Consider the following 19,046-nt stretch of genomic DNA (forward strand, 5'->3'; position numbering starts at 1 on the left):
CGGAATGGTTTTTGAAAAAAGCTTTTTCAAATATCTTCAGAAATAAAATAGAATGCAAAAACCAGCCTTAGATCTTCAAATTTTAACTTTGCCAGACAATCCGGGCGTTTATCAATATTATGATAAGGACGGGAAAATTTTATATGTCGGCAAAGCCAAAAATTTAAAAAAAAGGGTTTCTTCCTATTTCAATAAAATTCACGATACAGCGAAAACCAATGTATTGGTAAAGAAAATTGTAACTATAAAACACATCGTAGTTCCAACCGAAACCGATGCGCTTTTATTGGAAAACAATTTAATAAAAACACTTCAGCCGAGATATAATGTATTGCTTCGTGATGACAAAAGTTATCCGTGGATCTGCATTAAAAAAGAACCTTTTTCGAGAATATTTTTGACAAGAAGAATGGTCAAAGACGGCTCAGAATATTTTGGCCCGTACACGAATTTCAAAATGGTTTATACGATTCTGGACTTGATTAAAGAATTGTATCCGCTTAGAACTTGTAATTATGATTTGAGCGAATCCAATATTAATTCCGGTAAATTCAAAGTTTGTCTGGAATATCATATTGGTAATTGCAAAGGCCCGTGCGAAGGTTTGGAACCTTTGGAAGAATACCAAAGACAAGTCAATGCGATTCGCGAAATCCTGAAAGGAAACTTCAAAGAAAGTTTAAAAGATTTCAAGAAATTGATGAACACTTATGCGCAGAATCTTCAGTTTGAAGAAGCACAGAAAATCAAGGAAAAGATTGAAGTTCTAGAGAATTATCAATCCAGATCTACGATCATCAATCCTAAAATTACCAATATTGATGTTTTCTCTATTGTGTCTGACGAAAGTGCGGCTTATGTCAATTTCCTTCAGATTTCTCACGGTTCGATTATTCGTTCTCATACTTTAGACATCAAGAAAAAATTGGATGAAAGCGATGAAGAATTATTAGAATTAGCGATTGTAGAATTGCGTGAACGCTTTCAGTTATTATCCAAAGAAATCATAGTTCCTTTCGAATTGGATTTAGGCGAAAACATAAAAGTAACCGTTCCGCAGCTTGGCGACAAAAAACAAATTCTGGATTTATCGATTCGAAATGCCAAATTCTATCGCATCGAGCAATTGAAACAATTACAAATTGTTGATCCAGATCGACACGTTAACCGAATTATGGCACAAATGCAGAAAGATTTACGTCTTCCTGTTGAGCCTCGACATATCGAATGTTTTGACAACTCGAATATTCAGGGAACAAATCCAGTTGCGGCCTGTGTCGTATTTAAAGACGGAAAACCAAGCAAAAAAGATTATCGCCATTTTAACGTCAAAACCGTTGAAGGCCCAGACGATTTTGCTTCGATGACCGAAATTGTGTACCGCCGTTACAAAAGATTATTAGACGAAAACGAACCACTTCCACAGTTAATCATTATTGACGGTGGAAAAGGGCAACTTTCTTCGGCTTTAAAAAGTATTGATGAATTAGGATTACGAGGTAAAATTGCCATAATCGGAATTGCAAAACGTTTAGAAGAACTTTTTTATCCGGGCGATTCTATTCCGTTATATCTCGACAAAAAATCAGAAACTTTGAAAGTAATCCAACAGTTGCGAAACGAAGCGCATAGATTCGGAATCACTTTTCACAGAGACAAACGAAGCAAAGCCGCATTGAATTCTTCTGTAGAAAGCATTCCGGGAATTGGAGAAAAAACCATGACAACCTTAATTCAGCATTTTAAAAGTGTTAAAAGATTAAAACTGGCTACAGAACAAGAAATTGCAACCGTTATAGGTGTTTCTAAAGCCAAAAAAATTGTCGATTTTTATCATCCAAAAGAAAACTAATTCACTTTGAAAAAAAACTTTTTACATATCATCCTGTGTTTGTTTTTTTCTATTTCGTATAGTCAAAGCGATATTTCATTTGTACAAAAAGACAAAAGTAAAATCGAAATAAGCTTTAAAAATAAAATTGGCACTAGCGACGAAGAATATGAGCAAGCAGCAGAAATAAAAAATATTCGAACCGGAAAAACTCAAATTATCAATAACATTGAAGTTTCGATCACAGGAAAACCATCGCATTTAGAAATAAACGATTATAATTTTGATGGTTTTACTGATTTCGCTTCTTATCATACTGATGACGGAATGGGAGTTTATACCATTTATCAGATTTTTGTCTTTAATCCGATAACAAAACAATTCGAAAGCTTGCAATTTCCGTCGAACTTTAGTCCAAAATGTGATATGTTTTGCGATGTGAAAGTTGATAAAATCAAAAAGACATTAACCTCGAGTTGCAGAGGCGGTGCAAGAACTCATTCTGATGTCTGGAAGTACGATAAAAACAAAAAGTTAATACTTTCAAAAACAGAATCATTTTAAGAATAAACCAAAAAAAATTGCCGACTTTTACAAAACTAACTTGCAAATTTTTATGCGCCAAAATCAGCTGTCTTTTTTAAATATCTCATCAAAAGAACTTCTTTCAAATACCATTTGGAAAGCGGTTTCTGTGATGTTTGCCTTGTTAGTACTTTTTTCACAAAACTCCTTTTCGCAGGAAGTGAAAAAAGACAGTGTAAAAAGACCTAAAATTGGATTGGTTTTAAGTGGTGGTGGCGCCAAAGGTTTTGCGCACATCGGAGTTCTTAAAGTTTTGGAAGAAGCAGGAATCAAAATCGATTACATCGGCGGAACAAGTATGGGATCTGTAATTGGTGGATTGTATGCTTCTGGTTACAATGCCTCACAAATTGATTCTATTTTCAAAAAAACCAATTTTGATGAGCTGATAAGCGATTATATTCCGCGTTCCTCCAAAAACTTTTATGGTAAAAAGAATGACGAATTGTATGCGATTGTTTTACCGTTCAGTAATTTCAGGGTCGGCATTCCGGAAGCACTTTCTAAAGGAATGTACAATTACAATTTATTGAGCAGTCTAACTCGAAATGTTCGTCATGTTCGTGATTTCAATCAATTGCCAACTCCTTTTTTATGTATTGGAACAAACATCGAAACAGGCGAAGAAGTTTTATTGAATAAAGGAAATCTAGTTCAGGCTATGATGGCGAGTGCGGCTTTTCCTTCCCTGTTTACTCCCGTAGAAATTGATGGAAATTTATTAGTCGACGGTGGTGTTGTAAACAATTATCCAATTAATGAAGTTCGTAAAATGGGTGCCGATATTATTATTGGTGTCGATGTTCAAGACGATTTAATGAAGAGGAAAAACCTAAAAAACGCCACTCGTATTTTGGTTCAGATTACCAATCTGCAGTCTATTGACAAAATGAAAAACAAAATAAAAGACACTGATGTTTACATTAAACCAGACATTCGTGATTATGGCGTAATTTCATTTGATAAAGGAGAAGAAATCATCCGAAAAGGAGAAGAAGCTGCTTTTGCCGTTTATGAAAAAATCAAATCATTGTCTAATGAAACTACTTTTTATAAAAAACCAAAACTGAAAATTGCTTCAGATACACTTCAAATTCAGAAAATTAATACGGACCAATTAGATAATTATACCAAAGAATATATTCGCGGTAAACTTCGTTTTAAACCTGGAAGCACCATTACGTATGATAATCTAAAAACCGGAATTAACAATTTAAATGCAACGCAAAACTTTAGTACCATTTCCTATTGCTTACAGCCCGACGGCGAAAAAGATGATTTGGATTTAGTTCTTAGAGAAAACCCAACGCAAACCTATTTAAAATTGGGACTTCATTATGACGGACTTTATAAAAGCGGTATTTTATTGAATCTTACTCATAAAAAAACATTTCTAAAAAATGATGTTACTTCTTTGGATATTATTTTAGGAGATAATTTCAGGTATGATTTAAATTATTATGTTGAAAATGGATTCAATATCAGTTTTGGTTTCCGTTCACGACTGAATCAATTTAATCGAAATGTAACTACTAGTTTGAGTAATCTTGTTTCGCAAAATCCGAATGTCAATTTGATCAATGTCGATTTTATGGATCTGAACAATCAGGCTTATTTTCAAACTATTTTTGTACAGAAGTTCCTTATGGGCGGTGGTTTAGAATATAAATATCTGAAAATAAATTCTCCAACTCTTTCCAATGTAGAAAACATAATAGATAAAAGCAGTTACTTTAGTGCCTTTGCCTATTTAAAATACGATTCATTTGACGATAAATATTACCCAAGTTCTGGATTGTATTTTTCTACAGATCTGCAAACTTATCTGGCATCTTCAGATTATACCAATACTTTTAAGCCATTTTCTATGGCAAAAGCTGAAATTTCTTTTGTGGATACCTTATTTAAAAGAGCAACCTTTAAAATTGATGCCGATGCTGGTTTTACTTTTGGGAACACCAGTGTCCCTTTCTTTAATTATATATTAGGAGGTTACGGTTACAGCAAAATCAACAACTTCAATTATTTTTATGGATATGATTTCTTAAGTATTGCCGGAAACAGTTTTATCAAAACCGGGATTACGTTAGACTACGAAATTTTAAGAAAAAATCATATTAACCTTTCTGCCAATTTTGCTAATTTAGGAAATGATATTTTCAGCGGTGTCGATTGGATTTCGATGCCAAAATACACCGGTTATGCTATAGGCTACGGATTAGAAACGATTATTGGCCCAATTGAGATTAAACAATCCTGGTCTCCAGAAATGTCAAGAGGTTTCACCTGGTTCAGCATTGGATTTTTGTTTTAGGATTTTATTGAGGAATAGTTCAATAAAATCGTGCTATTTTTTTACTATGTAAAAATTATATCAAAAAAAATTACAATATCTTATAGTTATAAATAATATAATTTCTATTTTTACTCGCGAAAATTTACGACATTTGTTATAATGAAAACAAAATGGACAGGTTTATTAGAGTATCTTCAATTCCTCATCAAGAGAAATCCTGAATGAAGCTATCGAATTGAGATAATTAGTCAATACTAAAATTGACTTGATTATCTGTTCACACAATTCAAATTTTTCGAATTATCTAATTAATTTAAAAATTATCTAATTGAAAAGCCATGCCATTATATCATAAACTTGGAGATTTTCCTCAAAAGAGACACACCCAATTTGAAAAACCAAACGGAGGTTTTTACTACGAACAATTATTTGGAACCGAAGGTTTTCACGGACATTCGTCATTATCTTATCATGTTCATAGACCTACACAGGTTAAAGAAATTTTAAACTCTTATTCGGTTGAACCAAAAATTGCAATCGGAAAAAATATAAAATCATTACTTTTTAAAGGTTTTGAATTAAAACCAGAAAACGACTTTTTAGACAGCCGAAAAGCCATGTTAGTCAATAAAGACTGTATTATTGGTTTAGCAGCACCAAAAGAATCGCTTCGAAATTATTTCTACAAAAATGCCGATGCCGATGAAATGCTTTTCATCCATAAAGGAAAAGGAAAATTAAGAACCATGTTAGGAAATATTCCGTTTGAATATGGCGATTATTTGATTATTCCGCGCGGTATTATTTATCAAATCGAATTTGAAACAGAAGAAAACAGACTATTTTATGTAGAATCGTATTCTCCATTTTATACTCCAAAACGATACAAAAATCAATCAGGTCAGCATTTAGAACATTCTCCTTTTTGTGAGCGTGATTTTATTCTGCCAACTGAATTGGAAACACACGACGAAAAAGGCGATTTTTTAATTAAAATCAAAAAAGAAGGCATGATGCATGAAGTTATTTATGCCACACATCCTTTCGACGTTGTAGGCTGGGACGGCTATAATTTTCCTTACGGATTTTCAATTCACAATTTCGAACCTATAACGGGGCGTGTCCACCAACCGCCACCGGTACATCAAACTTTTGAAACGGCCACTTTTGTCGTTTGTTCATTCTGCCCAAGACTTTACGATTATCATCCAAAAGCCATTCCGGCGCCATACAATCACAGCAATATAGATTCTGACGAAGTACTCTATTATGTTGATGGCGATTTTATGAGCCGTAATAATATTGAACAGGGTCATATCACTTTACACCCAAAAGGAATTCCGCACGGACCAGCGCCAGGCGCAATGGAACGTAGTATTGGTCATAAAGAAACTTTAGAATTAGCTGTTATGGTGGATACGTTCAGACCATTAATGGTTACTGAGGAAGCTATGGGGCTTGATGACGGGCAATATTACAAATCCTGGACGGAGTAACTGATCGAATTTAACCGCAAAGTTCGCAAAGGATTTTTCGCAAAGTTCACAAAGACTTTAATGACGTTTTACTCGAATGAGTTCGCAAAGCTTTGCGTTCTTAGCAATTTTACAAAATCATTCTCAAAAAAAATCTTTGTGCACTTTGCGTTAAAAAAAAATTAAACACAACATTTCGGTTTTTACAAATAAGCAATTAACCGATTAAACAAATAAACATCATGAGTAAAGAAGTAAAATCAGTAGAATACGGATTAGAGAAAATATTTGAAGGAGCACAAGATTTCCTTCCATTATTAGGAACAGATTATGTAGAATTTTATGTAGGCAATGCAAAACAATCGGCACATTATTACAAAACAGCTTTCGGATATCAGTCCTTGGCTTATGCCGGATTGGAAACTGGAGTAAAAGACAAAGCTTCTTATGTTTTGAAGCAAGACAAAATCAGAATTGTTTTGACGACGCCATTAACAGCTGATTCTCCAATCAACGAACATTTGAAAAAACACGGCGACGGTGTAAAAGTTGCTGCACTTTGGGTTGAAGACGCTACAAAATCTTACGAAGAAACAATGAAACGTGGCGCACGTTCTTTCATGGAACCAACTGTTGAAGAAGATGAATTCGGTCAAGTGATCCGTTCTGGAATTTACACTTACGGAGAGACGGTTCACATTTTTGTAGAAAGAAAAAACTACAATGGTGTTTTCTTGCCAGGTTATAAAGAATGGAAATCAGATTACAATCCAGAACCAACAGGATTAAAATACATTGATCACATGGTTGGAAATGTGGGTTGGAACGAAATGAATACTTGGGTAAAATTCTACGAAGACGTTATGGGATTTGTGAACTTTTTATCTTTTGATGACAAACAAATCACTACAGAATACTCTGCGTTGATGAGTAAAGTAATGTCAAATGGAAACGGAAGAATAAAATTCCCAATCAACGAACCAGCAGAAGGAAAGAAAAAATCACAAATTGAAGAATATTTAGATTTTTATGGTGGCCCTGGAATTCAGCACATCGCTATTGCTACAGATGATATTATCAAAACGGTATCTCAGTTAAGAGCACGCGGCGTGGAATTTTTATCAGCTCCTCCTCATACTTATTATGAAGCAATCCCTGAAAGATTAGGTGTCCACATGGATATGATGAAAGAAGACATCAATGAAATTGAAAAATTAGCAATTATGGTGGATGCCGATGAAGATGGCTACCTTTTACAAATATTTACCAAACCTGTTCAGGACAGACCAACGCTTTTCTTCGAAATTATTCAAAGAATGGGTGCAAAAGGGTTTGGTGCAGGTAACTTTAAAGCGTTGTTTGAATCAATTGAAAGAGAACAAGAATTAAGAGGAACTTTGTAAAAACGCATTTTTTTTGCATTTAAACGAGGATTTCACCAAAAAACCATGCTTTTTTTGCAAATGTTATGTTAAACTTGACTTTGGCTATTTGAAATCTGAACTTTCTATCTATCTTTGCACTCGCAAATCAGGAAGGGGTGGTTTCCTTCCGAATTGATATAAATTTCATAATTTATAGTTTTTTGGTTAGTTAATAGCATAAAAACTCAGTCATCCTTGACTGAGTTTTTTTGTTTTGGTACATTTGGAATAGAATTTGCATTTATTTATCTTTATAATAGAATGTAAAAAATGTACTATGAAAAAACTCATATTCACTATATTAGCCCTCACTTGTTTAGCTTTCGATTCTCAAAAAGGAGATTCATTTGACACGGGAGAATTCTTTAAATTCCGAATTCACTATGGAATTGTAAACGCCGGTTACGCTACACTAGAAATAAAAGATGCCACAATCAGCAATAAAAAAGTTTATCATGCGGTTGGCAAAGGTTATACAACCGGGATGTCTAAATTCTTTTTTAAAGTAGAAGATTTATATGAAAGTTACTTTGACAAAGAAACCGGAAGCCCTTATAGATATGTTCGAAAAATTGACGAAGGAGGTTATACCAAAAATCAGGAAGGCTTTTTCAATCAAAATGAAAATAAAGTTTTAGTAAAAGATTATAAGCGAAAGTCCGAAAAAACAATCGTAGTCACTGATAATGTGCAGGATATTGTTTCGTCTTTTTATTTTTTGAGAAACCATCCCAGTATTGACAAATTGAAATCTGGTGAGGCCATTACAATTGATATGTTTTTTGATGATGAAATCACAAAATTTAAGTTAAAATTTATAGGTCGTGAAGATATTACAACTAAATTTGGCAAGGTTTCCTGCATGATTTTCAGACCTCTTGTTCAAACCGGAAGAGTCTTTAAAGAAAAGGAAAGTTTAACACTTTGGATTACAGACGACGACAACAAAGTTCCAATTAGAATTAAGGCAGATCTGGCAGTTGGTTCCCTAAAAGCTGATCTCGATGAATATAAAGGATTAAAAAGTCCGCTTAAAGTAAAAAACAAATGAATTTAACTGATAATTCAGAAGCAATTTTAAAAGAAATTGATCTTAAATTTCAAGCCATAAATCAAAAAACTGATGTACAGTTAGAAGGATTGCTTTGGGCTAAACCAATCACCTATTGGGATTACATTCAAACCGATGCTTTATTAAATTTACAAATTCAACGTACCACACTTCCTGACGAAATGGTTTTTATTATGTACCATCAGGTAAACGAATTAATCTTTAAAATGATTTTGTGGGAAATTGACCAGATCGCCGAAAAAGAAAATATTCAGGTTGATTTTTTCAGCGAAAGACTTTCAAGAATTACCCGTTATTTTGACATGCTTACCAATTCGTTCAGCATTATGGAAAACGGAATGGAAGTAGATCAATATATGAAGTTCAGAAATACGCTTACACCTGCAAGTGGTTTTCAAAGTGCACAATATAGAATGATTGAATTTGCCTCTACAGATGTGATCAATTTAACAGACCGCAGATACAAAGCTAACTTTGACGAAAACACTGATCTTGAAACCAGTTTCGAACATTTATATTGGCAAGCCGCAGGAAAAGATTATCACACTGGCGAGAAATCTTATTTACTTCAAGAATTCGAAAACAAATACAAAGTTCAATTCTTGAGACAAATGTCAACTTTTAAGACAAAAAATATCTGGCAAAAGTTTTCCCAACTTCCAGACACGGATCAGCAAAATCCTGAATTAATTTCGGCTATGCGCCATTACGATAAAACGGTGAATATCACTTGGGTTATGCAGCATCTTAATACTGCTAGAAAGTATATTTTGGAAAGCGGAAAAGGTAATGGGGAAGCTACAGGAGGAAGTGACTGGCAAAAATATATGCATCCAAAATACCAAAGACGCATCTTTTTTCCTAAATTGTGGACCGAAGAAGAATTGTCCAATTGGGGAAATGAAACCGAGGTTTAATTTCGCCGCAAAAATCCCAAAAGTTTGAAAAAAGCAGTCGTAATTTTAATTGTCTTGTTTTCTATTTTTTCATGTAAAAAAGCTGAAGAAAAAGTAGAAACGAAAATTACTAAACCAACAACCAAAAAAATAGAATTCGGTTTTAATTACGCAGATTTCAATGTTGTTAATGATACAATTTCTAAGGGAGATTCTTTCGGATCGATTTTACAAAGCCAAAATATTGGAAACAAAAAAGTACATGACATTGTAGAACAAGTTAAAGATTCTTTCAACGTAAGATCCATTCGTTACAACAAACCTTTCACATTGCTTCGATCAAAAAACAAAACCAACAATCTTCAGGTTTTTATTTACCAGCCCGACGCTTTAAGTTATTATGTAATTGATTTACGAGATAGTATTGCCAAAGCTTATAAAAAAATAAAACCTGTTACTTTTAAAAGAAAAATGATTGGCGGGGTTTTAAAAAGTTCTTTATCTGAAACTTTAGGCAACGAAAGTGTAGAAACCGCTTTGGCCAGCAGAATCACAAAAGTATTTTCCTGGTCTATTGACTTCTTCAAACTTAAAAAAGGAGATCGTTACGGATTGATTTTCACAGAACGATTTATCAACGGAAAAACCTATGACGGTGTTGAAGATCTTGAAGCTGCATTCTTTGAATATAAAGGTAAAATCGTTTATGCTTTTCCATTCGAAAAAGATACTACTTCTGGAAAAATTGAATATTATGATGACGAAGGAAAAACGCTTAAAAACTTCTTCTTAAAAACACCAATTAAGTTCAGCCGAATCACTTCAAGATTCACCATGAATAGATTTCACCCTGTACAGCACACTTGGAAAGCACATAAAGGAACTGATTATGCGGCTCCAACTGGAACACCAATTTCCACTACAGCATCTGGAGTTGTTGAAACTACAGGATATACAGCAGGAAACGGAAACTTTGTAAAAGTAAAACACAACGGAACCTACTCTACTCAATATTTACACATGTCAAAAATCCTAGTTCGCCGTGGTCAGCGTGTAACACAAGGACAGACTATTGGTTTGGTTGGAAGTACAGGTTTAGCTTCCGGACCTCATGTTTGTTACCGTTTCTGGAAAAATGGTGTTCAGGTAGATGCACTTCGTTTGAATCTCCCAACAGGAGAATCTTTAACAGGAAGTGACAGAACCCGTTTCATGCAACAAATTGAACCTTTGAAAAGAGAATTGGACAGCATTGGTAATTTGTAATTAATTTCTTTTTTGAAATCTTTTTAAACTAAAAAGTCATGAAAAATGAACGTCTTAGAACTATTTACCATGAGACTTTTTCTGGCTTAAGATTATTTTACAGAGATACCAGTCTTGTTGAAAATCTAATTTTAAATTATAAAGTCGGACAGATTATTCAAGAAAAAGGGTTTACTGACATGAGCTCGATTGGCGGAGGACTTTCTGGAAATCTGAGATATTTAATTGCGAGTTCCCATCCAAAAGATTTGTCAAAATTTAATCCTGATTCGGCAAAAATTGGTCATTATCTTTTAGATTCAATTGCCTATTTTAAAGTATTAGACATTCAGAAAATCGGCAACAAAACTCAGGTTTTTCTTTTGAATATTCCTGATATTTCTATTTCACTTTTCAAAAATTCCTCTTCTAATTTAGAAGAAGAAATTATAGAAAAAGCACAAAAACGCTTTCGCGAAAAAATCGATTTGCCTTTAATTTCAGAATTACAAACCAAAAATTGGAAAGAAAGAACTAGACTTCCTCTTGGAATGGACGAAAATGGATTATTGTTTTTTGATGACTCTAAAATTAAAGCAGAATCTCCAAAAAGAATTGATGTTGATATTACTAAGAAAGTTATAGAAATTAATAAAAAACCTTGGTGGAAGTTTTGGTAATTATATGAAAAACGGGATTTTATATTTTACATTTCTAATTTTATTTTCCTGTGGAAATCAACCATATGAATTGCGATTTGATAAGTATGAAGATTTAAAAGAGACAACAAATCCAAGAATTAAAGGATGGTTTCCCAATATTATCAATTCTGATTCTTATGATTTGAGAAGCGATTCACATCTTAATATTTGTGATTTTGTCAAATTCAGTTATTCTGAAAACCAGAGTTATGATTCTATTTTCTTAAAAAATCCAAAAGTTACAGTCGTTTCATTTCAACAAAAAATAAAAGAAAACGAAAATTTCAAACCAAAATGGTTTCCCAATTCTGAAGAAATAAATCTAAATGATTTTGAAATTGTTTTAGCAGATGGATTTGATGTTGCAAGAAAAAAATCAGCAAAAGAAATATTTTGTATTTGTAATCCTAATCATTTTCCAATTCGATAATTTATCATAAAACGTTTTCGTAACTAATTGTTATATAATCGCGAACCTCTCCTCTTTTAAAAGTTAATTCAGTATTTTTGTGTTTCATAGAACAAACTCAATTATAGATAAAAATGGCTTTAAACACAACAAACCCAACTGGGACTGAAGCGTGGAAAAATCTGCAAAACCACTATAACGCAATTCACGAAACCACCATACAAGAATTGTTTCAACAAGATAGTGCACGTGCTGAAAAATTTCATTTACAATGGAATGACTTTTTAGTAGATTATTCAAAAAATAACATCAGTCAGGAAACTGTTTCTCTTTTATTAGAATTAGCAAATTCTATCGGATTAAAAGATGCAATTTCTCAATATTTTGGAGGAGAATTAATCAACCAAACTGAAAATCGTGCTGTGTTACATACCGCTTTACGTGCTCCAGAATCAGCAGTTATTACTGTTGATGGAGAAAATGTAATTCCGGAAGTTTACGAAGTAAAAAACAAAATCAAACAATTTACAGAAGAAGTTATTTCTGGCCAGAGAAAAGGATACACAGGAAAAGCTTTTACTGATGTTGTAAATATTGGAATCGGTGGTTCTGATCTTGGCCCTGTAATGGCAGTTGAAGCTTTACAGTTTTACAAAAACCATTTAAATACTCATTTCGTTTCCAACGTTGATGGTGATCACGTAAACGAAATCATCAAAAAATTAAATCCTGAAACTACTTTATTTGTAATTGTTTCTAAAACTTTTACGACTCAAGAAACACTTTCGAATTCAGTAACTATTAAAGAATGGTTCTTAAAGTCGGCAAAGCAGGAAGATATTGCTAAACATTTCGTAGCAGTTTCGACAAACATTCAGAAAGTAACAGAATTCGGAATTAATCCAGACAATGTTTTCCCAATGTGGGACTGGGTTGGAGGAAGATTTTCTTTATGGAGTGCAGTTGGTCTAAGTATCGCTTTGGCTGTTGGTTTTGACAATTATAATGATTTATTGAAAGGAGCCAATGAAATGGACGAGCATTTCAAATCAGCAGAATTTGATGAAAACATTCCAACAATTTTGGCTCTTTTAAGCATTTGGTACAATAATTTCTTTGGAGCAGAAAGTGAAGCTTTGATTCCGTACACACAATATTTATCAAAATTAGCTCCGTATTTACAGCAAGCCTTTATGGAAAGCAACGGAAAAAGTGTTGGTCGTGACGGCAAACCTGTTAACTACCAAACGGGAACTATTATCTGGGGAGAACCGGGAACAAACTCGCAGCATGCTTTCTTCCAATTGATTCACCAAGGAACAAAAAGAATCCCAACAGATTTCGTTGGATTCGTACAACCACTTTATGGAAACGAAGATCATCACGATAAATTAATGTCAAACTTCTTCGCTCAGACTGAGGCTTTAATGAATGGAAAAACAGAAGCTCAGGTTCAGGCAGAATTTGACAAACAAGGTCTTTCTGCAGACAAAGCTTCTTACTTGTTACCATTTAAAGTTTTCACAGGCAACAAACCAACTAACACTATTTTAATTCAAAAACTTACACCAAAAAGTCTAGGTTCTTTAATAGCATTGTACGAGCATAAAATTTTTGTCCAGGGAGTTATCTGGAACATTTTTAGTTTTGATCAATGGGGAGTTGAATTAGGAAAACAATTAGCCAATTCTATTTTAGATGAAATCAATTCTAAGACTGTTAAAAGTCATGATAGTTCAACTTCATTTTTGTTGAATCACTTCTTAAAGAATAAGTAAAAAGTAAAATTTAAAAATTTCATAACATTTTGGAACGCCTTAATTTAACCTAAATTAAGGCGTTTTTTCGCATAAAACACCGACAAAAGACATCGAAAATTCGTCAATTTGCACGATATAGATTACAACTCAATTAGAATAATTGCATTTTTAACAAAAAACCAGTATCAAAATTCAATAAACCAATATTTTTATTATCAAAAAGAGAAAAATTCATTTTAATGCGCAACACAAAAGACAAAAGTTATTTTTCTTAACATTTCGATAACATTATCTGAGTTAATTGTTATAATTTTGCCAAAAACAAATAACAAAAACAAATGAAGAAAATGAAAAGAATTATTTTTATTTTAATTATTTTTCTATCAGCCTTAGGCCATGCCCAAGTTACAGGCTCGGCAATGTCAGGAACTGTTAGATCAAGCAAAGGGGAGGCACTTCCTGGGGCAACTGTTGAAATTGTTCACAAGCCAACAGGAACAAAGTACTTCTCCACAACTGATTTTGACGGTGGATATGCTGCACAAGGTTTAAGACCAGGAGGTCCTTACACCGTTAAGGTAACTTATATTGGTTACAAAACAACAGAAATTACAGATATTAACGTTGGTTTGGGTAACAACCTAACCGTAAACGTAAAAATTGACGAAGAATCTAATGCTCTTCAAGAAGTTGTTGTTTCTACAAAATCAAAAGGAAATTTCAACAAAGGAAGAACTGGTGCTTCTCAACAATTCACAAACAGAGAAATTACTGCAGTTCCTGTTACAGGAGCTCGTTCAATAAACGCTGTTACAAAATATAATGCAAATGCTGGTGCAAATGGAACTTTTGGTGGTCAGGATTCAAGACTAAACAATTTCACAATTGACGGTTCTGTTTTCAACAATGGTTTTGGACTTGGAAACGAGTCTCAAGCTGGAGGTAGAACTGGTTCTACAGCTATTTCGCTTGATGCAATCGAACAATTACAAGTAAACATTGCTCCTTTTGACATTCGTCAATCTGGATTCTTAGGATCAGGAATTAACGCTGTAACAAGAAGTGGAACAAATGAAATCGAAGGATCTGTTTATAATTCTTTCAGAAGCAACAAATCTAGTTTCATTGGAACTCACGCAGGAGCTGTAGATATTGTGCCTGGGAAATTTAACGAAAAAATCTGGGGAGCACGTATTGGAGCGCCAATCATCAAAGATAAATTATTCTTTTTTGGTAACTTCGAAACTATTGACAACGTAAGTCCTGCAACAACATGGACATCTACTGGATCTCCACAAGGTGGTGCTCAAATTTCAGCTCCAACTTATACTGAAATGCAGACTCTTTCTAACTACATGAGAGATAACTTCAATTATATTACTGGTCCTTGGGAAAATTATGATGCTGCAAAAACATCTAAAAAATTCTTAGCGAGAGTTGACTGGAATATTAATGACAACCACAAACTTACAGCTCGTTACGTACACCACGATTCTTCTTCTGATGAGTTAACTTCTAACTCAAACTCATTAGGTTTTGGAAACAGAAGAACAAGTGCTTTAGCAATGTCTTTCAAAAATAGTGGATACACAATTTTAGATAATACTAGATCTATCGTAGTTGAATTAAACAGTAAATTTAGCAACTCTTGGTACAACAACTTCATTGCTGGTTACGATAAGCAAATTGAAGATAGAGGTTTACAAGGTGGTGGATTATTCCCAACTATCGATATTAAAAATGGTACTGCTAACTACATTTCTGTTGGTTTAGATCCTTTTACACAAGGTAACAAACTTTCATATTCAACATTACACTTTACAAATAACTTAACTAAAACTATTGGAAAACATTCTATTGTTTTAGGAGCAAACTTTGAATACTTTAAATCGAGTAACTTATTCTTCTCAGGATCAAACGGAGTGTATGTATTTAACTCATTAGCTGATTTTTATGCTGCTGCTGATCAATCATTGGCTAATGGTGGTGCTCCATCAACTGCTACAATAACTTCTCCAGCACGTTTTCAATATAGATATTCAGCTTTACCAGGCGGTGAAGAGCCATTACAGATCTTGAAAAGTAACAAGTTAGATTTATATGCACAGGATGAAATCAAACTAAGCGACAAATTTAAATTATCTGTTGGTCTTAGAGCATCTAGAGTTTGGTTTGCTGACACTGCTTTAGAAAATCCAGCAGTTACTGCAATGACTTTTGCTAATGGTGAAAAATTCAATACTGGTGAAATGCCAGATGCACAATATTTGTTTGAGCCTAGAGTAGGATTCAACTTAGACTTAAATGGAGATGCTTCAACTATCGTAAGAGGGGGATCAGGAGTATTCACAGGAAGAGCTCCATCTGTATACTTATCAAACCAAATTGGTAACAATGGTGTACTTACAGGTTTCATCGACGTAAGTGGTGCTGCTTTAGCGGCTGGAGGTTACGGTTTTACACCAAGACCAGCTGAGTATTTTACTCCGACAACTCCTACATTACCAACTACTTTTGATTTAGCTTTTACAGATAAAAAATTCAAATACCCACAAGTTTGGAAAACAACTATGGCAGTTGACCAAAAACTTCCATTTGGTTTTGTAGGTACTGTTGAAGGTATTATACAGAAAAACATCAATGCAATCGATTATTACAATGCTAACTTCGCTGCTCCAGTTGGAACATTTGCAGGTAATGATAACAGACCTAGATATTCTCGTACTGATGCTGGAACAAGAGTAAATAACAACGTTTCAAATGGAATTGTTTTAACTAACTCTGATGAAGGATATTTCTACTCTACAACTTTCAAATTAGAATATCCTTACCAAAATGGTCTTTGGGGATCGTTCGCATACACGCACTCTAAAGCTACTGATTTAATTTCTCCGGGTTCTATTGCTTCTGGTTCATGGACTGGTGCTAGATCTATCAACGGAAACAACGATTTACAAGTTTCTAATTCAAATAACAATACACCTCATCGTTTAGTGGGAGTAATTGGATACAAAATTGAATATGGAAAAGGTTTAATTGGTGGAGCAACATCTATCAACTTAGGATATATCGGAGAAGTTGCAAGCCCTTTCACATACGCTTACAGCGGAGATATGAATGGTGATAGAGTAAATGGAAATGATTTAATTTATGTACCAAACAGTGCTAATGAATTACGTTTTGCTCCTCTTACAGTGTCAAGCACTGTTGGTGGTGTAACAACATCTAGAACTTATACTGAAGACGAACAAAGAACTGCATTTGATGCTTACATCAATCAGGACAAATATCTTCGTACAAGAAGAGGTCAATATGCTGAAAGAAATGGAGCTATTTTACCAATGTTACACAGATTGGATTTATCTGTAACTCAAGACCTTAATATTAACATCCGTGGTAAAAGAAACAGTTTCCAATTTAGAGCTGATATCTTGAACTTTACAAATATGTTAAACAGAGATTGGGGTGTTACACAAAGACCAACTAATGCAAACGTATTAGCTTACAATTCAACTACTGCAGGTAACGTTCCTGTTTACCAATTGGCTACTCAAACAGACCCAAATGGAAACAGATACTTAATCAAAGACACTTTCCAAAAAAATGCGTCTACATTTGATGTTTGGCAGGCTCAATTTACAATCAGATATATCTTTGGTAAATAATTTGATTTCTAAATAGAACCATCCTAAATAATAAAAACGGCATTGACTTTTAAGTTTAATGCCGTTTTTTTTTAGTCATTTTTGTTATATTTGTTTCAAACAAAAAACAAGGTTTATGTATAATTTTCTACAAAAATTTCACTCTGGCTGGGCATACTTAGCATTGCTTCTTTTGCTTGTTGCAGTGGTAAATGCCATCATCGGAGTTACTTCAAAAAAAGAGTTTACTGCTAAAGATCGTAAAATTGCTTTATTTGCTTTAATTGGTACTCATACCCAATTATTGATTGGCCTAATACTATATTTTGTTTCTCCTCTTGGAAAAGCAGCTTTTGGACAAATGTCTAATGCAGAACTTAGATTAACATCATTAGAACACCCACTAATTAATCTTATTGCTATCATCCTAATTACAATTGGATGGTCTAAACATAAAAAGCTAATCAATAGCGAAGCTAAATTTAAAACCTTTGCTATTTTTTACGGATTAGGATTATTGCTTATTTTAAGTAGAATTCCTTGGAATCTTTGGTTCTAGAAAATACCAATTAAAAGCCCTTTTTCAGGGCTTTTTTTATCTCGGCATATTATTTGTACAAACTCCCCCCAAGTCTGAAAAACAATAACCCATGAGAAATAAAAAAAATATTTTATTCGCCACAATCGCTCTGACTTTAATTAGCGGCTTTACTTATGTGATAAGTCAAACCAAACCTACAACAGAACCCAAAATCATTCAAGACACGGTTAAAAATGCAAGACCAAACATTATTGCATTACCTGTAGATTCTGTCTTTATAGACAAAGGCTTAAAACTTAAACCATACAAAAAAAACGCTCATGCCTCCTACTACGCAGATCGTTTTAATGGAAAAAGAACCGCAAGTGGAGCCCGATTCAACAACAACCAATACACAGCTGCTCATAAAAAAATTCCTTTTGGGACAAGAGTAAAAGTAACAAACGAAGCCAACGGAAAATTCGTTATTGTAAAAATTACAGATCGCGGTCCTTTTGTAAAAACTCGCGAAATAGATTTATCTAAAAGAGCTTTTATGGATATTACCAAAAATAAAGGTGCAGGTGCCATGAAAGTCACCATTGAGACTATAGTAGAATAAAAAAATCCCGCTTTTAGCGGGATTTTCTATTTAAACTAATTTTCTTAAAGTCATTGCCATTCCAGTATGAATTCCTTCGTGATAATTATTAAAATCTAATGCATCTTGGACATTACTCAATGTAAATCCCATACTGGTAGTATATTCATGATAATCTACGAAAAGACCGCTGGCAAAATCATTTTTAGTTTTTTCTAAAGTCGAAGAAAGGAACACTTTAATCTCATCAACCTCTGCTTGTGAAACATCACCTTCTGGTTTAGTTCCTTTTTTGTATTTCTGAATAAATTCTTCTGAAACCATAGTTGGAAGACCTGATAATTTGTAAACTAAAACCTGTTGTGAAGAAACACAATGTCCGATGTTCCAAATAATATTATTATTAAAACCCTGCGGAATTTTGTTTAGCTGTTCTAATGAATGACTTTCTAAAATTTTTAAAAGAATTTCTCTTATTGTTTTTTGCACCTCAAAAACTGAACTCATATAATTATTTTTTTTTCTAAAATTAGGCATTTTTAAGTTTCAAATGAATTTTCTTTGCAGTCTAATAAAATTCAAAAAGT

General features: G+C 33.5%; 15 protein-coding genes. 14 read left to right on the forward strand and 1 reads right to left on the reverse strand.

All coding sequences use genetic code 11. From position 1 onward, the window contains the following. The first annotated feature begins 52 nt into the window (after positions 1-52). From uvrC to GSY47_RS23030, 14 genes are all read left to right on the forward strand, one after another. Positions 53-1,852, forward strand: a complete 1,800-nt coding sequence (gene uvrC / locus GSY47_RS22965) for an excinuclease ABC subunit UvrC (protein WP_179004199.1) — start codon at positions 53-55, stop codon at positions 1,850-1,852. A gap of 6 nt (positions 1,853-1,858) precedes the next feature. Beyond that, positions 1,859-2,395, forward strand: coding sequence for an XAC2610-related protein (locus GSY47_RS22970; RefSeq protein ID WP_179004197.1), 537 nt, complete (start codon positions 1,859-1,861; stop codon positions 2,393-2,395). A 52-nt stretch (positions 2,396-2,447) separates the two neighbouring features. Then, the gene (locus GSY47_RS22975) at positions 2,448-4,730 is read left to right on the forward strand and encodes a patatin-like phospholipase family protein (protein ID WP_179004196.1); all 2,283 of its coding nucleotides are present in this window, start codon (positions 2,448-2,450) and stop codon (positions 4,728-4,730) included. Between the two features lie 320 nt (positions 4,731-5,050). Then, positions 5,051-6,208 carry a homogentisate 1,2-dioxygenase gene (locus tag GSY47_RS22980; protein WP_179004194.1) on the forward strand — a complete coding sequence of 386 codons (1,158 nt, stop codon included), beginning with the start codon at positions 5,051-5,053 and terminating at the stop codon, positions 6,206-6,208. Positions 6,209-6,429: 221 nt separating this feature from the next. After that, entirely contained in the window at positions 6,430-7,590 is a 1,161-nt protein-coding gene (hppD, locus tag GSY47_RS22985) for a 4-hydroxyphenylpyruvate dioxygenase (RefSeq protein WP_179004192.1), read from the forward strand. A gap of 298 nt (positions 7,591-7,888) precedes the next feature. Beyond that, entirely contained in the window at positions 7,889-8,662 is a 774-nt protein-coding gene (locus tag GSY47_RS22990) for a DUF3108 domain-containing protein (protein ID WP_179004190.1), read from the forward strand. Beyond that, entirely contained in the window at positions 8,659-9,600 is a 942-nt protein-coding gene (locus GSY47_RS22995; protein ID WP_179004188.1) for a tryptophan 2,3-dioxygenase family protein, read from the forward strand. The genes GSY47_RS22990 and GSY47_RS22995 overlap by 4 nt, the downstream gene beginning before the upstream one ends. Before the next feature lie 24 nt (positions 9,601-9,624). After that, the gene (locus tag GSY47_RS23000) at positions 9,625-10,845 is read left to right on the forward strand and encodes a peptidoglycan DD-metalloendopeptidase family protein (RefSeq protein ID WP_219071545.1); all 1,221 of its coding nucleotides are present in this window, start codon (positions 9,625-9,627) and stop codon (positions 10,843-10,845) included. A gap of 38 nt (positions 10,846-10,883) precedes the next feature. Further along, entirely contained in the window at positions 10,884-11,504 is a 621-nt protein-coding gene (locus GSY47_RS23005; protein WP_179004184.1) for a hypothetical protein, read from the forward strand. 4 nt (positions 11,505-11,508) lie between these two features. After that, positions 11,509-11,955 (forward strand): hypothetical protein, encoded by a 447-nt coding sequence (locus GSY47_RS23010; protein ID WP_219071546.1) that lies wholly within the window; start codon positions 11,509-11,511, stop codon positions 11,953-11,955. 113 nt (positions 11,956-12,068) lie between these two features. Continuing rightward, positions 12,069-13,712: a glucose-6-phosphate isomerase gene (pgi, locus tag GSY47_RS23015; protein WP_179004180.1), complete on the forward strand. Its 1,644-nt coding sequence runs from the start codon at positions 12,069-12,071 to the stop codon at positions 13,710-13,712. Positions 13,713-14,041: 329 nt separating this feature from the next. Continuing rightward, entirely contained in the window at positions 14,042-17,359 is a 3,318-nt protein-coding gene (locus GSY47_RS23020; RefSeq protein ID WP_179004179.1) for a TonB-dependent receptor, read from the forward strand. A gap of 115 nt (positions 17,360-17,474) precedes the next feature. After that, complete coding sequence (locus GSY47_RS23025; protein WP_179004176.1) at positions 17,475-17,897, forward strand: hypothetical protein; 423 nt, start codon at positions 17,475-17,477, stop codon at positions 17,895-17,897. 91 nt (positions 17,898-17,988) lie between these two features. Continuing rightward, on the forward strand, positions 17,989-18,480 hold the full coding sequence (locus GSY47_RS23030) for a septal ring lytic transglycosylase RlpA family protein (protein ID WP_179004173.1): 492 nt from the start codon (positions 17,989-17,991) through the stop codon (positions 18,478-18,480). 30 nt (positions 18,481-18,510) lie between these two features. Here the strand turns inward: GSY47_RS23030 and GSY47_RS23035 are convergent, their stop codons facing one another. After that, entirely contained in the window at positions 18,511-18,966 is a 456-nt protein-coding gene (locus GSY47_RS23035; protein ID WP_179004170.1) for a DinB family protein, read from the reverse strand. Positions 18,967-19,046: the final 80 nt, after the last annotated feature.

Origin of the sequence: Flavobacterium quisquiliarum, from assembly GCF_019308285.1 — a bacterium.
Taxonomy (GTDB): domain Bacteria; phylum Bacteroidota; class Bacteroidia; order Flavobacteriales; family Flavobacteriaceae; genus Flavobacterium; species Flavobacterium quisquiliarum.